Consider the following 21,981-nt stretch of genomic DNA (forward strand, 5'->3'; position numbering starts at 1 on the left):
ACGTCGTCAGGTACGAAGCGGGATCAGCCGCTGATGCCGTTCCGGGTGGCGAACTTGGCCGCCAGCTGGGGGGCGGAGACCACGGAGACACCGTCGAAGCGGGTCAGGACGCGGCCGTCGGAGGCGCAGGCCGTGATGGTGAGCGAGGAGCTGGTTCCGTTGCTCGCCGCGGTCGGCTCGACCACGATCAGGAAGGGCTCCCCGTCCGGCAGCGGGTGGTGCAGGTCGGCGCGGGCCACGCCGAGCGGCAGCCCGGCCGTACCGCGGAACAGCTTCACCCACACCAGGCCCGCCTGGAGCAGCAGGTCGGCCGTGCCGGGCGCGAACCGCGAGCCGCCGAAGGCGCCCCCGTCCGGCCGCAGTTCGGCCAGCGAGACCTCCAGGACCAGCCGGGACTCCGCCTCGGCCAGCACCCGGCGCACCCCGCGCAGGGCCGGGCCGTGGAAGAGCGTGCCGTCCGAGTAGAGCTCCGCCGCGTCCCGCCCGGAGCCGAGCGCCGGGAGTCCGGCGACCGTGGCCTCGGCGGGCGCCGCGCCCGTGGAGACCACCGCGCCGTAGTGCGGCCGTACGGCGCCCTGCGCGTCCGCCGAGCGGATCGCGGCCTGCACCGAGCCGTCGCCGGCCGGGGTCAGCGTCAGGGTCAGCTGCTCCGGCTGGGTGCCGTCGAAGACGATGCCCTTCTGGACCGAGAAGTCGCGCACCTGGCGCACCTCCTCGCCGCTGGTGCGCTCCACCGCGCCGATGGCCCAGCCGAGCGCCGCCACCGCGGGCAGCACCGGCGCGTCACCGATCACGTGGTCCACGACGACCGGATCCCCGGCCACCGCGGCCAGCGACCGCCGCACCGTCACCGGCGCACCGCCCGCGGGCCGCTCCGGCTCCGACAGCGGCGTCGTCGGCCCGAGGACGGTCACGACGTCGTCCGCACGGCCGGCCGAGAACTGCTCGGCGAACAGCCGCGCCCCGGTCTCCACCGGGATCAGGACGATGCCGCGCTCCTCGAAGATGGCCTTGACCTGCGGGGAGACCATGCCGCTCTCCCACGCACCCCAGTTGAGGGAGGTGATGTGGGCCCCGGGGTTGCGCTGCTTGAAGGAGGACGCCCAGGCGTTGAGCACCTCGTTGGCCATCGCGTAGTCCGACTGGCCCTGGTTGCCGAAGAAGCCGGCCACCGAGGAGAACAGCACCACGTGGCGCAGCGACCCCTCGGGCAGGGCGGCGGCCACCGCGCGCAGCCCGGTCAGCTTCGGCGCGAAGACCCGTTCGATCTCGGAGGCCTTCTTGTTGGCGATGAGCTGGTCGGCGAGGACGCCGGCGCCGTGCACCAGACCGGTGATGCGCTCCCGGTACGGGGCCAGCGCGGCGGCGGTCGCAGCCGCATCGGTGATGTCCGCCGCCAGGTACTCCACCTCGCTGCCCGCGGCCCGGACCCGCTCCAGGGTGCCCCGGATCTCACGGGCGCCGATGACCGCGGAGCTGAGCTGCTCCACCCGCTTCGGCGTCGGCTTCTCGCCCGTCGCCTTCAGGTGCGCGGCCGCCGCGCCCTTCAGGGCCGGGTCCGCGATGCCGCGCGCCCACTCGGGCTCGTCGGCCAGCGGGGTGCGGCCCAGCAGGAGCAGGCCCGGCCGGTACTGCTCGGCCAGTTCGACGACACAGGCGGCGGTGATGCCGCGTCCGCCGCCGGTGACGACCAGCAGGTCGTCGGAGCCGAGCGCGGGAACCCCGGTGGTGCCGGAGCCGGTCAGCGGCTGCTCGGCCAGGGTGAGGCCGACGCGGCGGGTGCCGTCGTGGCCGGCCTGCACCGTGTCGGTGACGGCGTCGTACGCCTCGGCCACGACCAGCGCGGCCGCGGTCTGCACATCGAGCGCGGGGGCCAGGTCGACGGCCCGGCAGAACACCGCCGGAGCCTCCACGGCCAGCGTCTTGACCAGGCCGGCGACACCGCCCGCCGGGACCTGCTCCTCGGGAACCCCGCCGAGGCCGAAGCGGCCGTCGAGCCGGGTGGCGGTGACGAACGCGGCCCGGCCGGAGCCGGCCGCCGCGGTCAGCGGCTCGACCGCGTGCTTGGCGACGAGGAGCGTGTGCGCCAGGCGGCGGACGCCGTCGGGCCACTCGCCGCCGTGCGCGGCGGACAGGTCGACCACCAGGGCGACCCGGTCGGCGAGGATCGCCTCGATCCGCTCGGCGAGCTCGGTCACGCCCCAGCCGGACAGGGCGTGGTCCTCGGCGCCGGTGATGCGCTCGGCGACGCCGGGCAGCCGCAGCACGTGCACCCGCCAGCCGGTGTCGGCGAGGCGGCCGGCGACGGCCGGGGCCAGCTCGGAGCCGTCGTCGACGACGAGGGCGGCCGAGCCCTGCGGGTACGCATCGACCAGCAGGTCGGGCGTGGGCAGTTCGACCAGGGCGGCCTGCGCCCGGCCGATGCCGGCCTTGGGCTGCTGCGGCCCGTCGGCCGGGGCGGCGGCAGCGGCGGCGGGGGCGCCGGCGGCCGCGGCGGGGGCTGCCGTGGGGGCGGAGCCCGCGATCAGCTGCACGATGTCGCGCAGGGTGCGCAGTTCGGCGAGCTGCTCCGGCCCCGCGGTGACGGTGGCGTCGGCGCGTTCCTGGAGGACGCCCATGATTTCGACGCGCTTGATGGAGTCGATGCCGAGGTCGGCTTCGATGTCCATGTCGAGGTCGAGCATGTCGGCCGGGTAGCCGGTCTTCTCGCTGACGACGGACAGCAGCACGGCCTGGACGGCGCCGGCGTCGGGGCCGGCGGGAGCGGTGGCCGCAGCAGCAGCAGCGGGCGCAGCCGCAGCGGCGGGAGCCGCGGGGACCGTCGTACCGGCGATGATCTCGACGATGTCGCGCAGGGTGCGCAGTTCGGCGAGCTGCTCGGGGCCGGCGGTGACGGTGGCGTCGGCGCGTTCCTGGAGGACGCCCATGATTTCGACGCGCTTGATGGAGTCGATGCCGAGGTCGGCTTCGATGTCCATGTCGAGGTCGAGCATGTCGGCGGGGTAGCCCGTCTTCTCGGAGACGACCTCGAGCAGGACGGCCTGGACGGCGCCGGCGTCGGGCCCGGAGGCGGCCGCGGGAGCGGCGGCGGGAGCGGTGGCCGTCGTGGCCGCGGAGCCCGCGGCGCCGGCGATGATCTCGACGATGTCGCGCAGGGTGCGCAGTTCGGCGAGCTGCTCGGGGCCGGCGGTGACGGTGGCGTCGGCGCGTTCCTGGAGGACGCCCATGATTTCGACGCGCTTGATGGAGTCGATGCCGAGGTCGGCCTCGATGTCCATGTCGAGGTCGAGCATGTCGGCCGGGTAGCCCGTCTTCTCGGAGACGACCTCCAGCAGGACCGCCTGGACGGCGCCGGCGTCCGGCCCGGAGGCGGCCGCGGGAGCGGCGGCGGGAGCGGCGGCCGGGGCGGCCGGGGCCGCGGTGGCCGTGGACCCCGCCATGATGCCGATGATGTCGCGCAGGGTGCGCAGTTCCGCGAGCTGCTCCGGTCCGGCGGTGGTCGTGGCGCCCGCCCGCTCCTGGAGGACGCCCATGATCTCGACGCGCTTGATGGAGTCGATGCCGAGGTCGGCTTCGATGTCCATGTCGAGGTCGAGCATGTCGGCCGGGTAGCCGGTCTTCTCCGAGACGACCTCCAGCAGGACCGCCTCCACACCAGGACCGGTGGCAACGGCCGGAGCCGGGGCGGCCGGAGCGGGAGCGGGGGCCGCGACAGCAGCCGGCGCGGGGGCCGGGGCGGCCTTCGGGGCGAGCGCCTGGGGGGCGGCGGCGGGCGCGGCCACCGCGGCGGCGACCAGGGCGGGAGTCGGGGCCGGAGCCGGGGCCGGGGCGGCCGGGGCGGGAGCCGGGGCCGGGGCGGCCGGGGCGGGAGCCGGGGCCGGGGCGGCCGGTGCCGGGGCCAGGGCGGCGGGGGCCGGGGCGGGGGCGACCGCCTGGCGCGGGGCCGGCGCGGGCTGCCGGGTCAGGGCGGCGGGACGCTCCGCGGCCGCCGGGGCGGCGCCGGTGCCGAGCTCCAGCTGCGCGAGGTCGCGCAGGATCTCGTTGGCCCGCAGGTGGCTGCGGCCGATGTCGAGGCCGTGCTCCTTGACGGCGTTGACCGCGTCGAGGACCTCGCTCAGCTGCCCCTGGTCGGCGGCGCGTTCGAGCAGGCTCGTCAGGCGCTCGGCGCTCTGCAGCTGGCCGCTCAGATAGTCGTCGTGCAGGGAAAGGTGGTCGGCCACAAGATCGGCCAGGCGGTCGTTGTCCACGTGGGCTGTCTCCATGACGGCGGGTTCCGGGGCCGGCGCCGGCGCGGGTGCCGGGACCGGTGCGGGGACGGAGGCCGCGACCGGGGCGGGTGCCGGCCGGACGGCGACCGCCGTGGCGGTGGCGGCCGGTGCGGCGGACACGGCCACCGCTGCCGCCGGTACGGGCTGCGGGGCGGCCGGAGCGGGAGCCGGTGCGGTCGGTGCGGTCGCCGGAGCCGGTGCGGCCGGCGCCTTCGCGGCGGCCGGCGCGGCTGCCGGTGCGGAGGCCGCGACGGGCGCCGGGGCGGGTGCCGCGGCCTGCAGGGTCGGGACGGCGATGCGGTAGCCGTTCTCGATCGCGTCGCGGTACGCGGCCCTGCGCTCGGGCGAGATGTAGTTGATGCCGTTCAGCAGGATCGACATGCCCTTCTTCGGGGCCGCCTGCACCTCCTGCACCGCCGTGTAGCGGTCCGCGGTGGCCAGCTCCAGGCCGAGCACCGCGAGCTGCGCGACGCCCTGCTTCAGCGCGGTGTCCGCGTCCTTGCCGGGGCCGGCGTCCAGCGCGACCACGGTGTGCTCGCGCTCGCCCAGGATCCGGCCGACCAGCTTGGCCAGCACGTCCTTCGGGCCGAACTCCACGAACACCCGGAACCCGGCCGCGTACATCTCCTCCACGCGGGCCGCGAAGTCCACCGGGTTCAGCAGCTGCTCGGTCAGGATCCTCCGGTTGGCGGCGACGTCCTCGCCGTACACCGCGCCGCGGGTGTTGGCGAACACCGGGGCGGCCGGGGCGGACACCTCCACCGCGTCCACGCTGCCGCGGAACGCCTCGACCGCGTGGGCGACGAACGGGGTGTGGAACGCGGCCGACACCGGCAGCCGCGAGGCCCGCAGGCCCGCGTCCTTGGCGGCGGCGATCAGCTTCTCCACCTCGTCGGTGGCCCCGCCCACCACGATCTGGTCGGGCGCGTTGCGGTTGCAGACCACGACGCCCTCGCGGGCGGCGAGCAGCTCGGCCACCCGCTCCTCCGGCGCCGACACCGCGGCCATCGCACCGGCTTCGAAGCCCTCCTCGGCCGGCGGGGCCATGGCGGTGCCGCGGGCGCGGGCGAGGGCGAAGAACGCGTCGTCGTCGAGGGAGCCCGCCGCCCACAGCGCGGTCAGCTCGCCGAAGCTGTGGCCGAGGAAGCCCTCGGCGGTGAACCCGAGCTCGCTCAGGTAGCGGAACTGGCCCGCGGACAGGGCGCCGATGGCGGGCTGCGCGTAGGCGGTCGCCCGCAGCGCGGCCTCCTGCTCCGTACGGGCGGCCTGGTCGAAGGCCGGCGGCGGGAAGGCGACCGCCGACAGCGCCTCGGCGGCGCCCTCGAACTGCCGGTTCGCGGCATCGAAGGCGGCCCGCAGCGGCGGCAGCGCCATCACGGCGGTCCTGCCGGGGTTGACGTACTGGCTGCCCTGGCCGGAGAAGAGCGCGCCGACCTTGCCGGCCGCGGCGGCGCGGCGGCGGAAGTACACGCCCTTGGGGTGCGACCAGGCCTCCTCCGCGGGCCGGGCGCGCAGCTGTCCGAGCGCGAGCTCGCGCAGGGCGGCCAGCTCCTCGGCGGTGCGGGCGACCAGCGCGATGCGGGCGCTGCCCTCGGGGGCGGGACCCCCGGTGGCGGGGGCGCCGGCGGCGAGCAGCTCGGTCAGCGCACCGGTGTCGGGGGCGTGCCACAGGTGGACGGAGGCGACCGGGTGGGCGGGCCGCAGGTCCGCGCCGTCGCCGTGCTCCTCCAGCACCATGTGGAAGTTGGTCCCGCCGAAGCCGAACGAGGAGATCGCGGCCCGGCGCTTGGGCCGCTCCGGGTGGCGGATCCACGGGCGGGCCTCGGAGTTCACGTACAGCGGGCCGGCGCCGGGCTGCAGCGAGCCGTTCGGCTCCTGCACGTTGATGGTGGGCGGCAGCACCTTGTGGTGCAGGGCCAGCGCCAGCTTGATCATGCCGGCCGCACCGGCGGCCGCCTTGGTGTGGCCTATCTGGGACTTCACGCTGCCGACGGCCGCGTAGCCCTTGGTGTCGGAGGCCTCGGCGAGGACGGAGGTGAGCGCCTTCAGCTCGGTGGCGTCGCCGACGGCGGTGCCGGTGCCGTGCGCCTCGAACAGCTCCACGCTCGCGGGGGAGCAGTCGGCGTCCTCGTAGGCGCGGCGCAGCGCGACCATCTGGCCCTCGGCGCGCGGGGCGTAGATGGACTTGAAGCGGCCGTCGCTGGAGGTGCCCATGCCGCGCAGCACCGCGTAGATCTTGTTGCCGTCGCGCTCGGCGTCGGCGAGGCGGCGCAGGGCCAGCATGCCGATGCCCTCGCCGATCAGCGTGCCGTCGGCGTCCTTGTCGAACGGGCGGATGCTGCCGGACTTCGACAGGGCGGGCGTCTTGCTGAAGCACAGGTACATGAAGATGGTGTTCTCGGCGTCGCAGCCGCCCACCAGCATCGTGTCGGAGCGGCGCTCCAGCAGCTCGCTGACGGCGGCGCGGACCGCGCCCAGCGAGCTGGCGCAGGCGGCGTCGACGGTCATGTTGATGCCGCCGAGGTCCAGCCGGTTGGCGACGCGGCCGGCGACGACGTTGCCGAGCATGCCGGGGAAGGAGTTCTCCTCCCACGGCGCGTACGCGAGGCGGAACTTGGCCGCGATCTCCTCGGCGTCGCGCTCGGAGAGCCCGCAGCTGCGGACGACCTCCTTGATGACGGGGGTCTGCAGGCGGGCGGTCAGCGGCTGGGTGAGCTGGTTGGCGCCGGTGATGCCGAGGACCACGCCGGTGCGGGAGGCGTCGTACCAGGGCTGCTCGGCGCCGGCGTCCTTCAGCAGGTCGCGCGCGACGACGAGGCTGAGGAGCTGGAGGACGTCGGTGACCTCCAGGGTGTTCGGGGGCAGGCCGAACTCCAGCGGGTTGAACGGCACGTCCGGGATGAAGCCGCCGCGCCGGGAGTAGGTCTTGTCGGGTGCCGTCGGGTCCGGGTCGTAGTGCTCGGACACGTCCCAGTGGGTGTCGGGCACGTCCTCGATGCAGTCGGCCGCCGAGACCACGTTGGCCCAGAACTCGCGCAGGTCCGGCGACTTCGGGTACAGGGCGGAGAGGCCGACGATGGCGATGGGGTCGTGGGCGAGCCGGCGGTCGAGGTGGCTGTCCGACGGCGGCTTGACGGGCTGCGGAGAATTCACGACAGAGCTCTCTAGGTCTCGGGGCGATCGGCCCGTGGGCCGGGGTCCGCCGGTCATCGTGGAGAAGGGCCTGCCAGGAGCGGGCTCATGCGGCGTGCACGAGCCGTGCGATCACGGCGGCGGCGTCCGGGCGGCTGAGCATGGTGTAGTGGTCGCCGGGGCTGCGGTGCGTGGTGAGGCCGTGGGGGGCCAGCGGCTCCCACCCGAGGGTGGGGTCGTCGGGGATCAGGCTGCCCTCGGCCGTGACGAGGACCAGCGGCACGCTCGACGGGACGGCCCGGTAGGGGGCGGTCAGCCGGTTGTTGCGCAGCAGGCCGTCCACGTACGTGTCGTACAGCTTGCGCAGCCCGAACACCGGCGTGTCGGCCCGCAGGGCGCCGCCGGCGACGGCGGCCTCCAGCACGGCCTCGAGGCCGTCCTCGATGCCGGCCCCGGCGAGCCGCTCGGCGTCCGGAACCACCGGCCGTCCGCGCTTGGCCCCGAGGTACAGCGAGAACCAGCCGAGGAGCAGCGTGGGGTTCAGCTCCTCGTCGGACGGCTTGTACGCATCGGTGGGGGCGATGCTGTCGAGCAGGACGAGCCGGCGCGGGCGCTGCCCGGCCGGGAGCCGCTCGACGAGGGCCTGGGCGATCACGCCGCCGAACGACCAGCCGGCGAGGGTGTACGGGCGGCCGTCCGCGCCGTCGGCGGTGCGGGCGCGGACCAACTCGTCGCCGAGCCGGCCGGCGAGGTCCTCGACGGTGGTGGCGGCGCGGCCGCCGGTCAGCGCGGCCTCCCCGTACTCGGGGAGCGCCGACAGGTCGAGCACGGTGAGGCCGGTGCCCTCGGGCAGCGCCTCGGCGAGCGTCCGGTGCACCTCGGCGTCGAGTGCGCCGGGGTGCACCAGGTAGACCGTGCCCGCGCCGCCGTCGGCGGCGCGGAGCCGGCGGACGGGCGCCGGCGTGCGGTCAGGACGCAGCCGCATGCTGTTCCTCGGCGCGGGTCGCGGACTCCTCCGCGATGTAGGCGGCCAGGTCCTTGATGGTGGGGTGGTACCACAGCGTCGTGGTGCCGAGTTCGAATCCGAGCCAGTTCTCCATTTCCCCGGCGAGGATCAGAGCCTCGGTGGAGTCGAGGTCGAGCTCGTCGAAATACAGCTCGGGCGACACCTCGCTCTGCTCCACCCCGAGCTTGTGGGCAATCTTCTCGATGAGCCACTGCTGGGCTTCTGCTGCCGTCACAACGAGCACGTTGTTCCTCCCTGGTCCTGAATTCCGAAAAAGCCCGTGCTGAAATGCGGGCGAGGGGCCGGTGGCCGGGGCGCCGGTCGGCCGGCGGGTGGTGCACGGCGGTGGCGCCGGGGAAATACGGGAACGCGGGTCAGTGCACGGTCCGGTGGAGCCGGCGGGACACGGGTCCGGCCGGCGGGAGGAATGTGGTGCGAGGCATTTCGCAAACCCCCCGTGGCCCGAAATCGGAGATGGAATTTCTCCCGTACCTGTTCCCTGCCCTCGTTCAGCACACTAGGCAGCGGCCGGGGGCGGTTGCAAGCAGATCCGGGGGCGGTTCGGGACGCGGCCGCCCGCCTCCAGTTCGTATTGAGTTCAGGTCTAGGGATACGCGGCCGGGAACCGGACTGTTCCAGACTTTTCGGGCGGTCCCGGGAACGCAGAGAGCGCCCCTTCGGCCACTGGCCGACGAGGCGCTCTCGTGTGGTTGTCGAGCGTTGGTCCCCCCCGGGGACGGCTCAGCCTCTGCCGTCGGGGAGGAGGTCGGGCCGGCTGCCCAGCTTGAGCAGGAGCAGGGCCAGCGTCGTGCCCTGGGCGCCCAGGGCGGAGCGGTACCGGTTGAGCATCTCCGTCTCCTGGCCGAGCTGCGTGCGCGGCAGGCCGGCCCGGCTCTTGGCCTCCTGGAGCTCGGTGACCAGCTCGGTGCGGCGGCGCACCAGGTCGATGATGGTGGAGTCGAGCTCCGAGACGCGGTGGTCCTGGCGGGTGAGCTCGAGCAGGGCGGTGGGGGACATGGCTCCTCCGGGGTCTTGGAAGGGCGTACGGCGGTCTCGGTCACGGTCACGGTCTCGGCCACGGTCGCGTTCTCGGCCACGGCGGAGGCCGGGTGCGGCCGTCAGGGGTGCCACTGGTGCCACTGGTGCCACGGCCGTCACGCATGCCACGGCCGTCGATGCCGTCACGGGCCCTGGCGGCCGAGGGCCGTGTCCAGAAGGTCCGCGAGGATCGGCGTCGCGTTCTGCGTGAGGATCGACGCCGGGTGGAACTGCACGGAGGCGAAGCCCGGCCCCGCCAGCGCGTGCACCTCGCCCGTCTCCCCGTCCCGGCAGACCCGTACGGTGCCGGGGCGGCGCGGGCAGCGGAAGGAGTCCTCGGCGCTGACGGCGGCGAAGGTGTTGTAGAAGCCCACCAGTTCGGGCCGGCCGAAGAAGTCGATCTTCAACTGGACGCCCTGGTTCGGTACGGGCCGCCGCCTGATCTCCAGTCCCAGCAGGGTGCTGAGCACCTGGTGCCCCAGGCACACCGCGAGGAACGGCGTGCCGCTGCGCAGCAGGCCCTGCGTCGCCGCCCGCATCGCGGCGATCTTCGGGTGGCCGCTCTCGCGCGGATCACCGGGGCCGGGGCCCACGATCACCACGTCGTACGCGGACGGGTCGTACGGCTCGTCGTAGCGGCGGATGGCCACCTCCGGCCCCAGCGCGGCGATTTGGTGCTGCGCCATCGCCGTGAACGTGTCCTCCGCGTCCAGGATGAGCACCCGCCGGCCCGCGAGCCCGGGCCTGGTCTCCGCCCGCGACGCCGGGTCGGCCAGCCAGAAGGAGCCCAGGGCCGAGTTCCGCGCCGCCAGCGCCTGCCGGATCTCGGGATGCCGCCCGAACGCCCCGGCGGCCGGCTCGGCCGGCTCGGCCGGCACCGCGGCGGACGGGCCGGCGAGCGGACCGCGGGCCGCCGCAGGCCCCGCGGTCCGTGCGGGTGCCGCAGCCGCCGCGCCCGCCGCGGGGACCGCAGCCGCAGCCGCAGCCGTCGGCTCCCGCTCCAGGGCCGCCAGCAGCCCCGCCGCCTTCGCCCGGGTCTCCGCCACCTCCGCCTCGGGCGAGGACTCCCGTACGAGCGTGGCCCCGACGGCCAGGCGCAGCGCCCCGCCGCGGTCGACGTCCGCCGTGCGGATCAGGATCGCCGAGTCCATCGTGCGCGCCCCCGCCGCATCGCGGCCGATCAGCGCGGCCACGCCGCTGTAGTAGCCGCGGCCCTCCGGCTCGTACCGCTCGACCACCTTGCAGGCGCTCTCCAGCGGGCTGCCCACCACCGTCGGCGCGAACATCGTCTCGCGCAGCACGTCGACCACGTCGAGGCCGGTGCGGCCCTCGATCAGGTACTCGGTGTGGGCCAGGCGCGACATCTCCTTCAGGAACGGGCCCACGACCCGCCCCCCGTCCGTGCAGACCCGGCCCATCATCTTCAGTTCCTCGTCGACGACCATGTACAGCTCGTCGGCCTCCTTGCGGTCGGCGAGGAAGTCCAGCAGCCCGGTCACCGTCGGCCCCGAGGCCGGATAGCGGTAGGTGCCGCTGATCGGGTTCATCACCGCCGTGCCGTCCGCGAGGCTGACGTGCCGCTCGGGCGTCGCCCCGATCAGCGTGCGGTCGCCCAGGTGCACGAGGAAGGTCCAGTACGCCGACGGCTCGGCCAGCAGCATCCGCCGGAAGAACGACAGCGCCCGCTCGGCGCTCCAGTCCTCGACCGTGGTCGTCCAGCTGCGCTGCAGCACGAAGTTGGCGCCCTCGCCGCGGCCGATATCCTCGGCCAGCACCTGCGCCGCCCGCGCCGCGTACTGCTCGTCGTCGATGTCGAAGGCGCCGCCCCACGTCCGCAGCTCCGCCCGCGGCAGCCGCCGCAGCACCTCGTCGAGCGGCACCACCGCCTGGTCGTGGATCTCCAGGGCGACCAGCGGAGTCCCGTCGTCCGGAGCCGCGAAGCCGCGCTCGCGCACCTGCCGGTACGGCAGCAGCGCCAGCAGCTCGTGCCGCCCGCGCGCCCCCGCCGCCGGCAGCGGCAGCCCGGCCAGCCCCGCCCCGTCCGGCACCTCGGCGGCCCGCCCGACCAGCACGTCCACCCGGCCCGCACCCGCCTCCGGCCGGTGGACCAGGGCGAAGTGGGGGGCGGTTGCCGGGCCGCCCGCCAGGATGCGGCCCAGCAGCGGGTGGTCCGGCCCGGTCAACGGACCGCCTCCACGGTGAGGCCGGCGAGCTGCCCGAGCACGTCCGCGGTGGTCACGGCCATCCCGCAGCGCGTGGCCACGTACTCGAGCGTCATCCGGTGGAACTCGGGGGTGAAGTCGGCCACCGCGTCGGCCACCACGAAGGTCTGGATGTCGTGCGCGAAGGCCTCGTTGGCGGTGGTCAGGATCCCCACGTGCGCGTAGACCCCGCACACGATCAGCTGGTCGCGGCCCTGCTCGCGCATCCGCTCCAGCAGGTCCGTGCGGAAGAACGCGCTCGGCCGCCACTTGGTGAGGACGGTGTCCCGCTCGCCCGGCGCCAGCGCCGCCGTGATCGCCCGGTCGGCGGGGGCCACCGTCATGCCCGGCCCCCAGAAGTCCTTCAGCAGGCCGCGGTCGGCCGCGCTCATATCCCCGGGCTGCGCCGTGTACGCCACCGGAATGCCCAGCTCGGCGCACCGCCCGCGCAGGGCCGCGCTGTGGGCGACCAGGTCGGTCAGCGGCTGCCGGCCGGCCGGGAACGGGTGCAGGAAGTACTCCTGCATGTCGTGGACGAGCAGCATCGCCCGCCGGGGGTCGACGGTCCACCGCGCGGTGTTGACGGGCAGGGAACCGACGGAGGGCATGGAATAGGGTGCGATCGCCGGGATGCCCATGACGATCTCCTTTCTGGGTGTCAGACGCCGAGGGTGGCGCCGCCGTCGACCACGAGGTCGTGCATGGTGATGTGCCGGGCCCGCTCCGACAGCAGGAACAGCACCGCGTCGGCGATGTCGGGCGGCACGGCGATCCGGCGCAGCGGGATCCCGGTCCGGTAGTTCTCCGGCAGGCCCTCGATGGAGCTGCGGGCCACGTCCTCCGGGTCGTACATCCCGTACAGCATCGGCGTGTACGTGGAACCGGGCGCCACCGTGTTGCAGCGGATGCCGTACCGGGCCAGCTCCAGGCCGAGGCACTTGGTGAGCATGGTCGCCGCGGCCTTCGACGCCGCGTACGCGGACATGTTCATCCGGGCGGTGCCCGCCGCGTTCGACGCCACCGTGACGACGGCGCCGCTGCCGCGCTCGGCCATCCGGCGCCCGACGGTGCGCGAGAGGCGGAACACGCCGGTCGCGTTGACGGCGAACGTGGTCTCCCAGTCGTCGTCGGACAGCTCCAGCACCGGGCCCATCCGCAGCACGCCCGCGCTGTTGACCAGCTCCTCGACCGGGCCGAGGGCGGACTCGGTGCGGTCCACCGCCGCCGCGACCTCCTCGGGGCAGGCCACGTCCGCCGGGACCGCCAGCACCCGGTGCCCCTCCTCGGCGAGCTCCTTGGCCAGCAGCCGCAGCGCCGCCGCGTCCCGGTCCAGCAGGGCCACCGCACGGCCCTCCGCCGCCAGCGCCCGGGCCACCGCGGCGCCGATCCCGCCGGCCGCGCCGCTGACGAGGGCCACCTTCCCCGGTATCCCGCTCTGCGCCGTGGCCGTTCCCGTCACCGTCATGCGTGCGCCCCCCTGCCGTGTGCGGCCAGCACCCCGGCGACCGCCGCGGGCGCGATGCCCAGGCGGCGCGTCGAGAAGGACGCCAGCGCCTCCAGGTAGTCGGCGGTCAGCTGCTCCTCGTCGAGGTGGACCGTCCGCCCGTCCTCGACCAGCACCCGGCCCGCCACGATCACGGTCCTCACGTCCGCGGACCCGCCGAGGTTCAAGAACCCCTCCAGCGGCCGCGGGTTGAGCAGGTAGCGCCAGTCCCCGGTGGGCACCAGCACCAGGTCGGCCTGCAGGCCCGGGGCCAGCGCGCCGATGTCGTCCCGGCGCAGGGCCCGCGCCGCGATCCGCGTCGCCATCGCCAGGGCGTCGCTCGGCAGCAGCGCCGTGTTGTCCGCGTACAGCTCGGTGTACCCGTGCCAGGCGGCCCGCATCGCCTCGGCCATCCCGCCGACCGGCAGCGCGCCGCCGTCCGTCGACAGCGACACGTCCAGCCCCGCCCGGCGCAGCTCCGGGATGGCCCGGGTCTCGCTGAGCGTGGACTCGCCCGTCGGCCCGTACTTGGCGGGGGAGTGGCTGACGTGGGCGCGGGCCCGCAGCAGCAGGGACCGCTCGTGCTCGTCGAGGAAGGCGCAGTGCACCGCCACCAGCCGGTCGTCCAGCAGCCCCAGTTCGGCGAGCCGCCGCACCGGCGTGGTGCCGTAGCCGGCCCGCACGACCTCGGCCTCGCCGCGCAGGGCACCGACGTGCGTGGCGAACGGGACGTCGTAGGCGCGGGCCAGCTTGCCCAGGCCCTCGCCGAGCTCGTCGCTGACGTTGGTGACGTACGAGGCGCTCACCTGCGCCCGCACCAGCCCGGAGGGGTCCGCCGCGCAGTCGGCGAGCAGGTCCTCCAGCCGGGCCAGCACCGCGTCGGTGTCGCGGGTGCGGCGGTGGCGGCCCTCGCCGGGCGCGCAGACCGCGTCCCCCGTCCAGTGGCTGACGGAGCAGCGGATGCCGACCGCGCGGGCCGCGGCCGCCAGGGCCTCGGGCCGGTTGAAGGAGCCGACGTCGCCGAGCGCGGTGGTCCCGGAGCGCAGCTGCGTCCACAGCGAGTACCGGGCGATCGCCTCGGCCTCGCCGGGCGTCAGGCCGTCGGCGACGTCCTGGAAGGTGTCGAACATCGCCGAGATCTTCCGGACGTCGCCGCCGAGCGCCATCACGCCGGGCTCGTCGTCGGCGTCGCGCGGGTCGCGCAGCGCGCCCTTGAACGGCAGCCGCAGGGCGAACATCTCGTGCCAGTGCGCGTTGACGAAGCCCGGCAGCACCAGGTGCCGGGTCCCGTCGACCGTCCGCAGCCCGGCCCGCACCTCCTCGGGCAGGGCCCGCACCGCCGCGTCGACCTCGTCGACCGGACCGACGGCGGTGATCGTGCCGCCGACCGCCAGCACCGAACCGGACGGCAGCATCCGGGCGTCGGCGTCCGCGGTGTGGACGCAGCCGCCGCGCACCAGCAGCGCCGGCGCCGCGCCGGGCAGACCGCCGGACCCGTCGGCGCCCGGGCCGGCCCCGCCCGTGGCGGAGCTGCTCGCGCCGGACCCGCTCATGCCAGCCTCGCCGCGATCTCGTCCGCCGGATGCGCCCGGAGCAGGTGCTCCGTCCAGGCGCCCAGCGTCGGGTCCGTCGCCAGCTCGCGGACGTCGGCGGTGATGCCGGCGCGGCGCAGCTCGCTGACGATGCGCATGATCTCCAGCGAACCGAGTCCGCGGTGGACCAGGTTGGTGTCGGCTTCCAGGGTCTCGGGCTCCACCTTCATGAACCGGGCGGCGATCCTGCGCAGGATCAGGGTCACCGCGGCGGGCGTGGCCGTCTCGGCCGCAGCGGCGATGGAGTGGGATGTCATCGGGGCTCTCCTCGTGGGTGGCCGTGAACGGGTCAGTGCGCCGCCGCGGCGGCCAGGCCGGCCGCCAGTGCCTTCTTGTCGACCTTGCCGAGCCCCGTCAGCGGGAACTCCTCGACCAGCTCCAGCCGGTCGGGCAGCTTGTAGTCGGCCAGGCCCCGCTCCTGCAGGGCCTGCTTGAGGCCGGGCAGGCCCGGCGGCTCGCCGTCGGCGACGACGAACGCGCAGATCCGCTCGCCCAGGTACTCGTCGGGCACGCCGATCACGGCCGCGCGGGAGACCGCCGGATGCGTCAGCAGGTGCCCCTCGACCTCCGAGGCCGAGATCTTGTCGCCGCCGCGGACGATGACGTCCTTGATCCGGCCCTCGATGACGAGCCGGCCCTCGGCCGTGAGCCGGGCCAGGTCGCCGGTGCGGTAGTAGCCGTCGGCGGTGAACGCCGTCCGGTTGTGCTCCTCGGCCCGGTAGTAGCCGCGCAGGGTGTACGGGCCGCGGGTGTGCAGCTCCCCGGTCGCGCCGAGCGGCAGCTCCGTACCGTCCTCGCCGACGATCCGCACCTCGTCTCCGGGCGAGATCGGCCGGCCCTGCGTGGTGAGCACGGCCTCCTCGGGGTCGTCGGCGCGGGTGAAGGACAGCAGCCCCTCCGCCATGCCGAACACCTGCTGCAGCCGCACCCCGAGGCCGGGGCCGATCCGCGCGGCGAGCTCCGGTGACAGCGGGGCGCCGCCGATCTGCACCGTCCGCAGGGTCTGCAGCCCGTACGAGGACCACTCGGCGGTCTCGAGCCACAGCTGGGCGACGGTCGGCACCAGCGAGGTGAAGGTGACGCCCTCCTCCTCGATCAGCTTGAAGCAGTCGTCGGCGGTCGGGCCGTCGGCGATGACCACCGTGCCCCCGCAGCCCAGGGTGCCGATCACCCCGGGGCAGCCCCAGGTGAAGTTGAACTCCACCGGCAGCGCCGCCAGGTAGACGTCCTGCGAGGTCAGCCCGTTGACGGCGGCCGCGGTGCGCGTCTGGTACGCGTAGTCGTCGTGGGTGCGCGGGATCAGCTTCGGCAGAGCCGTCGTACCGCCCGACAGCAGGAAGAACGCCACGTCCGAGGGGTCCGGCTCGGGCAGCTCCACCGGCTCGGCGTCGACGGCGTCCAGCGGCACCGCGCCGCAGCCCTCGGGCACCTCGCCCAGGACGAACAGGTGCCGCAGGCAGTCCAGCTCCTCCCGCAGCGCGAGCCCCAGGCCCAGGTGGTCGAAACCCCGGTACCGCGCGGGCAGGACGTACGCCGCGGCCCCGGACACCTCCAGCAGGTGGCGGATCTCGCTGGCGCGGTGCGAGGTGAGCGAGAAGACGGGGACGGCGCCGAGGCGGAACAGCGCGAAGCAGACCGCCGGGAACTCGGGGGCGTTGGGCAGCTGGACGACGACCCGGTCGCCCGGCGCCACGCCGTGCGCGCGGAAGCCGGCCGCGAGCCGGTCCACCCACGCGTCCAGCGCGCGGTAGGTCAGGCGGGTCGTGCCGTGGACGAGGGCGGTCTTCCCGTCGTACTGCCGGGACCAGGAGCGCAGCAGGGCCGACAGGTTCTCGCCCCGCCAGTAGCCGTTCGCCCGGTAGGCGGCGGCGAGTTCCCCGCCGGGAGGGGTGCAGCCTTCAAGCATGGTCGTCAGCTCTCCTCGGTTCTTCGCTTCGGGGGGCGGCCCGGGCGGGCGGCGGTCACCGCTCGCCCTGCTCGCCGGTGATCTCGACGACGGCGCAGGTGACCTCGGCCCCGGGGGCGGCGCCGATGAGCATCACGTGGTCGCCGGCCTCCACCTGGCCGGTCTCCAGCAGGTACTGGAGCCCGGAGAACGGGTCGACGGCGCCGGCGTGGCCGGTGCGGCGGGTGAACTCCCACACGCCGCGGTCGGCGTCGATCCCCAGCGGGTCCAGGAAGGTGTCGGTGAGCGGGCCCTTCGAGAACCCGATGTGGACGACCCGCCGGACCTGCTCCATGGCCACGCCGGCCTCGGCCAGGGTCCGCGCGGCGACCTCGGCGACCAGCTCGCCGAGGTTCCCCATCGGCGGCAGCACGCCCTGGGCCCACTGGTCGCGCCAGTACTGGCGGCGGGCCTCCAGGTTCAGCGGCCGGCCCACCGTCACCGGCGGCGGGAACAGCACCTCGCCGCCCCGGTTGAACTCCTCCATCTCCGGGTTCGACAGCGAGCCGACGGCCAGCACCCGGGCGAAGCCGCCGTCACGTGTCACCACGGCGGCCGCGGCCCCGTCGGCCAGCAGGAACAGCCCCGACGCCCGCCACCGGTCGACCATCGGCGTGCCGAAGTTGTCGGCCGCGGTCAGCAGTACCGCCGGCCGCGCCGGGTCGGCCGCCAGCCGGTACGCGGCCAGCTCCAGCGAGGCGAGCATCCCCAGGCAGCCCTGGCGGACCTCCAGCGCCGGGATCGGCACGTCCAGCGCCTTGCGCAGCACGTAGTGCTGGGGGGACCAGCCGTCGGGGCCCTGGAAGTGCGCCCCGCTGTGCAGCAGCGCCGCGAACTCCCCGGGCCGGCGGCCCGAGCGGCCGACCGCGGCGGCCGCCGCCTCGGCGGCCAGGTCGGGTGCCGGGACCTCACCGGCCACGGCGACGGACACGATCCCGGACGCCTCGCGCACCGCCGCGTCCAGCAGGCCCTCCTTGACCGCCTGCTCGGTCTCCACCACCTCGGGGAGCACGGCGGCGATCCCCGCGAGGTACAGGTGCTCAAGCCGCACGGCGGCCGCCCCGGTCCTGCTCCCGCTCCCGGACCTGCTGCTGGCGCCCGGCCTGCTCCCGGCCCGGGTCCTGCGCGGCGGCGACGAGGAACCGCGAGACGCTCTCCAGCTTCTCGGAGGTCTCCTCGAACTCCCGCGCCGCGGTGGACTGCCCGACGATCCCGGCGCCCGCGCGCAGCCACGTACGGCCGCCCTGGCGGTAGACCGAGCGCAGCACCAGGGCCGCGTCCATCTCGCCGCTCTGGTCGGTGGTGAGCACCGCGCCGCTGTACAGGCCGCGCCGCTCGGGCTCGTACTGCCGGATGACGTCGTACGCGGCGGCCTTCGGGACGCCGGAGGCGGTGACGGCGGGGAAGACCGCGCCGAAGGCGTCCCAGGTGCCGAAGCCGTCGGCGAGCCGCCCGGTGACCCGGGAGGCCAGGTGCTGGACGCTGCCGCGCTCCTTGACGGCCATGAACTCGGGGACCTCGACCGAGCCCTCCTCGGAGACGTCGGTCAGCTCGTCCGTGCCGACCTTGACCGAGATGGCGTGCTCGTAGATCTCCTTCGGATCGGAGAGCAGGTTCTCGCGCAGCTCCCGGTTGCGCTGCGGGTCCTTGGTCAGGGCGCGGGTGCCGGCCAGCGGCTGGCTGTACACGCGGCCCCCGGCCTCGACCTCGACGACGGTCTCGGGGCTGAACCCGGCCGCCTCGACGCCGCCGAGGCTCAGCAGGAAGGAGCGGGCGGGGGTGTTGCCGCGCCGGCCCTGGACGTAGGTCTCCACGAGGTCGATGTCGTTCTCCACCTCGACGACCCGCGAGAGGATCACCTTCTGCAGCCGGTCGTCGTTGATCTCGGCCACGGCCGACTCGACGGAGCTGCGGTAGTCCGTCTTGTCGAAGCCGCGCACGTCGATCTGCGCGACCCTGCCGCCGGCCGGGCGGGCCGGGGAGCGCAGCACGTCGAGCGCGGCGACCAGGCCGGCCGGGTCGGCGGAGCGCACCAGGGCCGTGCCCTCGCCGAGGCGGACCTCGGTGCGCGGCACGACCAGGTGCAGCAGCCGCTCGTCGCCGACGTGGTCGACGGCGCCGTCCTTGGCGTACGACAGCTCGAAGGCGGCCCAGCCGTAGGCCCGCCAGCCGTCGACGGGGAGGGCGGCGAGCAGGCTCTGCACCTGCTGCAGCGGCCTGCCGTCCCAGGGCAGGAAGGTCTCCCCCTCGTGGGAGAGGCGGGCGCCGGAGCGGTCGAGGGTGAGCTGGGCGAGGGTGCCGCCGGCGTAGGACCAGCCCTGAGGGCCCTCGTAGACCACGTAGTCGTCGTGCAGGCCGGAGTCGGCGAGCGCGGCGGCCGTGGCGAGCTGGTCCTGCGCCAGCTCGATTCTGGTTTCGACGTAGTACGCAGACACGTTCGTATTCCCCCTGTGCGTCTGGAGCGGGCCGGAGCGGCTGAAGCGGGCGGTGCGGGATGCGGGACGGGGCGGGGCGGGCGGAGTGCGGAGGGAAGGGCCGGCGCCGGGCGGCGCGCCGCACGGGCGGCGGCGCCCGGCGCCGGCGGTTCACCTCCCCGCGGCCTGGAGCGGTGCGGCGGCGTCGCCGTTGACGCCGCCGCCCTCGGCCGCGGGTGCCGGGGAGCCGGCGGTCCGGGCCGGAGCCGGGGCCGCCGTGCGGATGAGCAGGGCCACCAGGGCGGCACCGGCCAGGCCGGTGATGCCGGAGGCGAGCATGACGTCGTCGAGGGCCTCGGCGAACGTCTGCCGGACGAGGTGGACGACGCTGTCCACCTGTCCGGCGGGCGCCCCGGCGATGACCTCGCGGGCCTGCCCGCTGCCGAGCGCCGTGGCGGCCGAACCGCCGAGCGCGTCGGCGCCCCCGGCGGAGTCCAGGGCCCGGGTCAGGCCCTGCTGCAGCACGACGCCGAAGACGGCGATGCCGAGGGCCTGGCCGAGCTGGCGGAAGGTGTTCATCGCGCCGCTGGCCATGCCGCCGCGCTCCGGCGGTACGGCCGCCATGGCGGTCGCCGCCAGCACCGGGGAGACGATGCCCACGCCGAAGCCCGTCAGGACGAGGCCGGGCACCAGCACGGTCCAGCCCGCACCGGCGTCGAGCCGGGCCTGCAGCAGGCTCCCCGCCGCGATCAGCGCCAGGCCGCCGCCGAGCGCCAGCCAGGCGGGCACCCTGGGCAGCCGCTTGCCGGCGGCCGCGGAGACCACGAAGGCCACCGCGCTCATCGGGAGCACCACCAAGCCGCCGGAGACCGGGCTCAGGCCGAGCACGGACTGCACCCACAGCGAGGTGTACGGCAGATAGGCGAAGGCGACCGCGGAGAACAGCAGCCCGCACAGCATCACCCCGACGAACGGGGCCCGGCGGAAGAGCGAGAGGTCCAGCATGGGGTGGCTGCCGCGCGCCTCCGCCACCAGGAAGGCGGCGAGCGCGACCACGGCCAGGGCGGCGAACCCGAGCGAGGTGCCCGAGGTCCAGCCCTGCGAGCCGCCGCGGATCAGGACGTACACCACCGAGCCGACGGCCACCGTGAAGGAGGCCATGCCCGCCCAGTCGGTCCGGCCCGCCCGCGGGTTGCGGGACTCGGGCAGCACCTTCAGCGACAGGGCGACCGCCGCCGCGCTGACCGGCAGGTTGACCAGGAAGATCCACCGCCAGCCGAGGTACTCGGTCAGCAGCCCGCCCAGCACCGGCCCGACCGCCGCGGCAGCGCCGCTGACGGCGCCCCAGACGCCGAAGGCGATGCCGCGGTCCCGGCCCTGGTAGGTGGCGTTCAGCAGGGCCATCGCGGTGGCGAGCATCGCCGCGGCTCCCACGCCCTGCACCGCCCGGGCCGCGACCAGCACGGCCGGGTCCCCGGCGAGGCCGCAGACCAGCGAGGCCGCCGCGAACAGGGCGAGGCCGCCCGTGTAGACCCGGCGCCGGCCGGACTTGTCCGCCAGCGAGCCGGCGCCGAGCAGCAGCGCCGCCAGCGTCAGGGCGTACCCGTCCATCACCCACTGCAGGTCGGACAGGGACGTCCCCAGGTCGGCGCCGATGCCAGGCAGGGCCACGATCACGATCGTGACGTCCACCAGGAGCATGAACACGCCCAGGCTGACCGCTGCGAGCGGCCACCACTTTCGCACGAGGCCTCCATTGAGCTCGTATGTCGGTGCGGTGAGGGAGGGGAGGGGGTGAGGGGAGGTGAGGGGCCGGGTTACGAGGCCCAGGCGCCCGGCGCCGCGAAGGCGGGCCGGGGCCGCAGCGGGAGCTTGTGCACCGTCGCCCCCGCCTGCTCCTGCGCCGCCTCCGCCTCGTGCTGCATCCGCAGCCGGGCGGTGAGCAGCACGGCGAGCGCCGCGACCTCCTCGGCGGTCGGGTTGCCCCGGGTGATCCGGATGGCGGCCAGCGCCATGGCGGTCCGCTCGTCGGGCGCGCTCACAGCGGGAGGTTCCCGTGCTTGCGGCTCGGCTGCTGGGCGTGCTTGGCCCGCAGCATGTCGAGCGTGGCGATGAGCCGGGTGCGGGTGTCCGCCGGGTCGATGACGTCGTCGACGAGGCCGCGCTCGGCCGCGTAGTACGGGTGCATCAGCTCCGTCTGGTACTCCTTGATCTTCTGCGCGCGGGTCTCCTCCGGGTTGTCGGAGGCCGCGATCTCGCGGCGGAAGATGACGTTGGCCGCGCCCTCCGCGCCCATCACGGCGATCTCGTTCGACGGCCAGGCCAGGGCGATGTCGGCGCCGATGGACCGCGAGTCCATGACGATGTACGCGCCGCCGTACGCCTTGCGCAGGATCAGGCTGATCCGCGGGACGGTGGCGTTGCAGTAGGCGTACAGCAGCTTGGCGCCGTGGCGGATGATGCCGTTGTGCTCCTGGTCGACGCCCGGCAGGAAGCCGGGCACGTCGATCAGCGTCACCAGCGGGATGCTGAACGCGTCGCAGAACTGAACGAACCGCGCCGCCTTCTCGGAGGCCTGGATGTCGAGCACGCCCGCCAGGTGCGCCGGCTGGTTGGCCACGATCCCGACGACCTGCCCGCCCAGGCGCGCCAGCGCACAGACCACGTTCTGCGCCCACTGGCTGTGGACCTCGAAGTAGTCCCCGTGGTCGACGACCTCCTCGATGAGGTCGCGGATGTCGTAGCCGTGCGTCGGCCGCGCCGGAACCAGGTCCAGCAGGCTTTCGCAGCGGCGGTCGGCGGGGTCCTCCTGGTCGCCGGCGGGGGCGAGTTCGCGGTTGTTGGAGGGCAGGAGGGAGAGGAGGTGGCGGACGTCTTCGAGGCAGCTCTGTTCGTCGTCGTA

The 21,981-nt window shown here is 74.9% G+C and carries 15 protein-coding genes; all 15 read right to left on the reverse strand.

The window, feature by feature from the left end:
- Positions 1–23: 23 nt before the first annotated feature.
- Positions 24–7,421, reverse strand: a complete 7,398-nt coding sequence (locus tag AB0953_RS32165; protein WP_366863114.1) for an SDR family NAD(P)-dependent oxidoreductase — start codon at positions 7,419–7,421, stop codon at positions 24–26.
- An 85-nt stretch (positions 7,422–7,506) separates the two neighbouring features.
- Positions 7,507–8,385 carry an alpha/beta fold hydrolase gene (locus AB0953_RS32170; RefSeq protein ID WP_366863115.1) on the reverse strand — a complete coding sequence of 293 codons (879 nt, stop codon included), beginning with the start codon at positions 8,383–8,385 and terminating at the stop codon, positions 7,507–7,509.
- Positions 8,369–8,650 (reverse strand): acyl carrier protein, encoded by a 282-nt coding sequence (locus AB0953_RS32175; RefSeq protein ID WP_366863116.1) that lies wholly within the window; start codon positions 8,648–8,650, stop codon positions 8,369–8,371. The genes AB0953_RS32170 and AB0953_RS32175 overlap by 17 nt, the downstream gene beginning before the upstream one ends.
- Positions 8,651–9,147: 497 nt before the next feature.
- On the reverse strand, positions 9,148–9,423 hold the full coding sequence (locus AB0953_RS32180; protein ID WP_366863117.1) for a chorismate mutase: 276 nt from the start codon (positions 9,421–9,423) through the stop codon (positions 9,148–9,150).
- A gap of 164 nt (positions 9,424–9,587) precedes the next feature.
- A complete protein-coding gene (locus tag AB0953_RS32185) occupies positions 9,588–11,627 on the reverse strand; it encodes an anthranilate synthase family protein (protein ID WP_366863118.1) in 2,040 nt (679 codons plus the stop codon).
- Positions 11,624–12,283 carry an isochorismatase family protein gene (locus AB0953_RS32190; protein WP_366863119.1) on the reverse strand — a complete coding sequence of 220 codons (660 nt, stop codon included), beginning with the start codon at positions 12,281–12,283 and terminating at the stop codon, positions 11,624–11,626. Before AB0953_RS32190 ends, AB0953_RS32185 begins: the two co-directional genes overlap by 4 nt.
- A 20-nt stretch (positions 12,284–12,303) precedes the next feature.
- Entirely contained in the window at positions 12,304–13,110 is an 807-nt protein-coding gene (locus tag AB0953_RS32195; protein ID WP_366863120.1) for a 2,3-dihydro-2,3-dihydroxybenzoate dehydrogenase, read from the reverse strand.
- Entirely contained in the window at positions 13,107–14,681 is a 1,575-nt protein-coding gene (locus AB0953_RS32200; RefSeq protein ID WP_366863121.1) for an amidohydrolase family protein, read from the reverse strand. The genes AB0953_RS32195 and AB0953_RS32200 overlap by 4 nt, the downstream gene beginning before the upstream one ends.
- Positions 14,678–14,977 carry a phosphopantetheine-binding protein gene (locus AB0953_RS32205; protein WP_366863122.1) on the reverse strand — a complete coding sequence of 100 codons (300 nt, stop codon included), beginning with the start codon at positions 14,975–14,977 and terminating at the stop codon, positions 14,678–14,680. The genes AB0953_RS32200 and AB0953_RS32205 overlap by 4 nt, the downstream gene beginning before the upstream one ends.
- A 32-nt stretch (positions 14,978–15,009) precedes the next feature.
- Positions 15,010–16,626, reverse strand: coding sequence for an AMP-binding protein (locus AB0953_RS32210; protein ID WP_366863123.1), 1,617 nt, complete (start codon positions 16,624–16,626; stop codon positions 15,010–15,012).
- Positions 16,627–16,681: 55 nt separating this feature from the next.
- Entirely contained in the window at positions 16,682–17,716 is a 1,035-nt protein-coding gene (locus AB0953_RS32215; RefSeq protein ID WP_366863124.1) for a ketoacyl-ACP synthase III family protein, read from the reverse strand.
- Positions 17,706–19,100, reverse strand: coding sequence for a salicylate synthase (locus AB0953_RS32220; RefSeq protein ID WP_366863125.1), 1,395 nt, complete (start codon positions 19,098–19,100; stop codon positions 17,706–17,708). Before AB0953_RS32220 ends, AB0953_RS32215 begins: the two co-directional genes overlap by 11 nt.
- 150 nt (positions 19,101–19,250) lie before the next feature.
- Positions 19,251–20,825, reverse strand: coding sequence for an MFS transporter (locus tag AB0953_RS32225; protein ID WP_366863126.1), 1,575 nt, complete (start codon positions 20,823–20,825; stop codon positions 19,251–19,253).
- A 71-nt stretch (positions 20,826–20,896) separates the two neighbouring features.
- Entirely contained in the window at positions 20,897–21,121 is a 225-nt protein-coding gene (locus AB0953_RS32230; protein ID WP_366863127.1) for an acyl-CoA carboxylase epsilon subunit, read from the reverse strand.
- On the reverse strand, positions 21,118–21,981 hold an 864-nt coding region (locus tag AB0953_RS32235; protein ID WP_366863128.1), incomplete at its 5' end, for a carboxyl transferase domain-containing protein. The genes AB0953_RS32235 and AB0953_RS32230, both read right to left, overlap by 4 nt.

The organism is Streptomyces sp. NPDC046866 (assembly GCF_040704625.1).
Classification (GTDB): domain Bacteria; phylum Actinomycetota; class Actinomycetes; order Streptomycetales; family Streptomycetaceae; genus Streptomyces.

Bases quoted from the DNA above. Each gene is read 5' to 3' on its own strand.
- AB0953_RS32200 (WP_366863121.1), bottom strand. From the start codon at position 14,681: ATGAGCGGGTCCGGCGCGAGCAGCTCCGCCACGGGCGGGGCCGGCCCG.
- AB0953_RS32210 (WP_366863123.1), bottom strand. From the start codon at position 16,626: ATGCTTGAAGGCTGCACCCCTCCCGGCGGGGAACTCGCCGCCGCCTAC.
- AB0953_RS32170 (WP_366863115.1), bottom strand. From the start codon at position 8,385: ATGCGGCTGCGTCCTGACCGCACGCCGGCGCCCGTCCGCCGGCTCCGC.
- AB0953_RS32205 (WP_366863122.1), bottom strand. From the start codon at position 14,977: ATGACATCCCACTCCATCGCCGCTGCGGCCGAGACGGCCACGCCCGCC.
- AB0953_RS32180 (WP_366863117.1), bottom strand. From the start codon at position 9,423: ATGTCCCCCACCGCCCTGCTCGAGCTCACCCGCCAGGACCACCGCGTC.
- AB0953_RS32190 (WP_366863119.1), bottom strand. From the start codon at position 12,283: ATGGGCATCCCGGCGATCGCACCCTATTCCATGCCCTCCGTCGGTTCC.
- AB0953_RS32195 (WP_366863120.1), bottom strand. From the start codon at position 13,110: ATGACGGTGACGGGAACGGCCACGGCGCAGAGCGGGATACCGGGGAAG.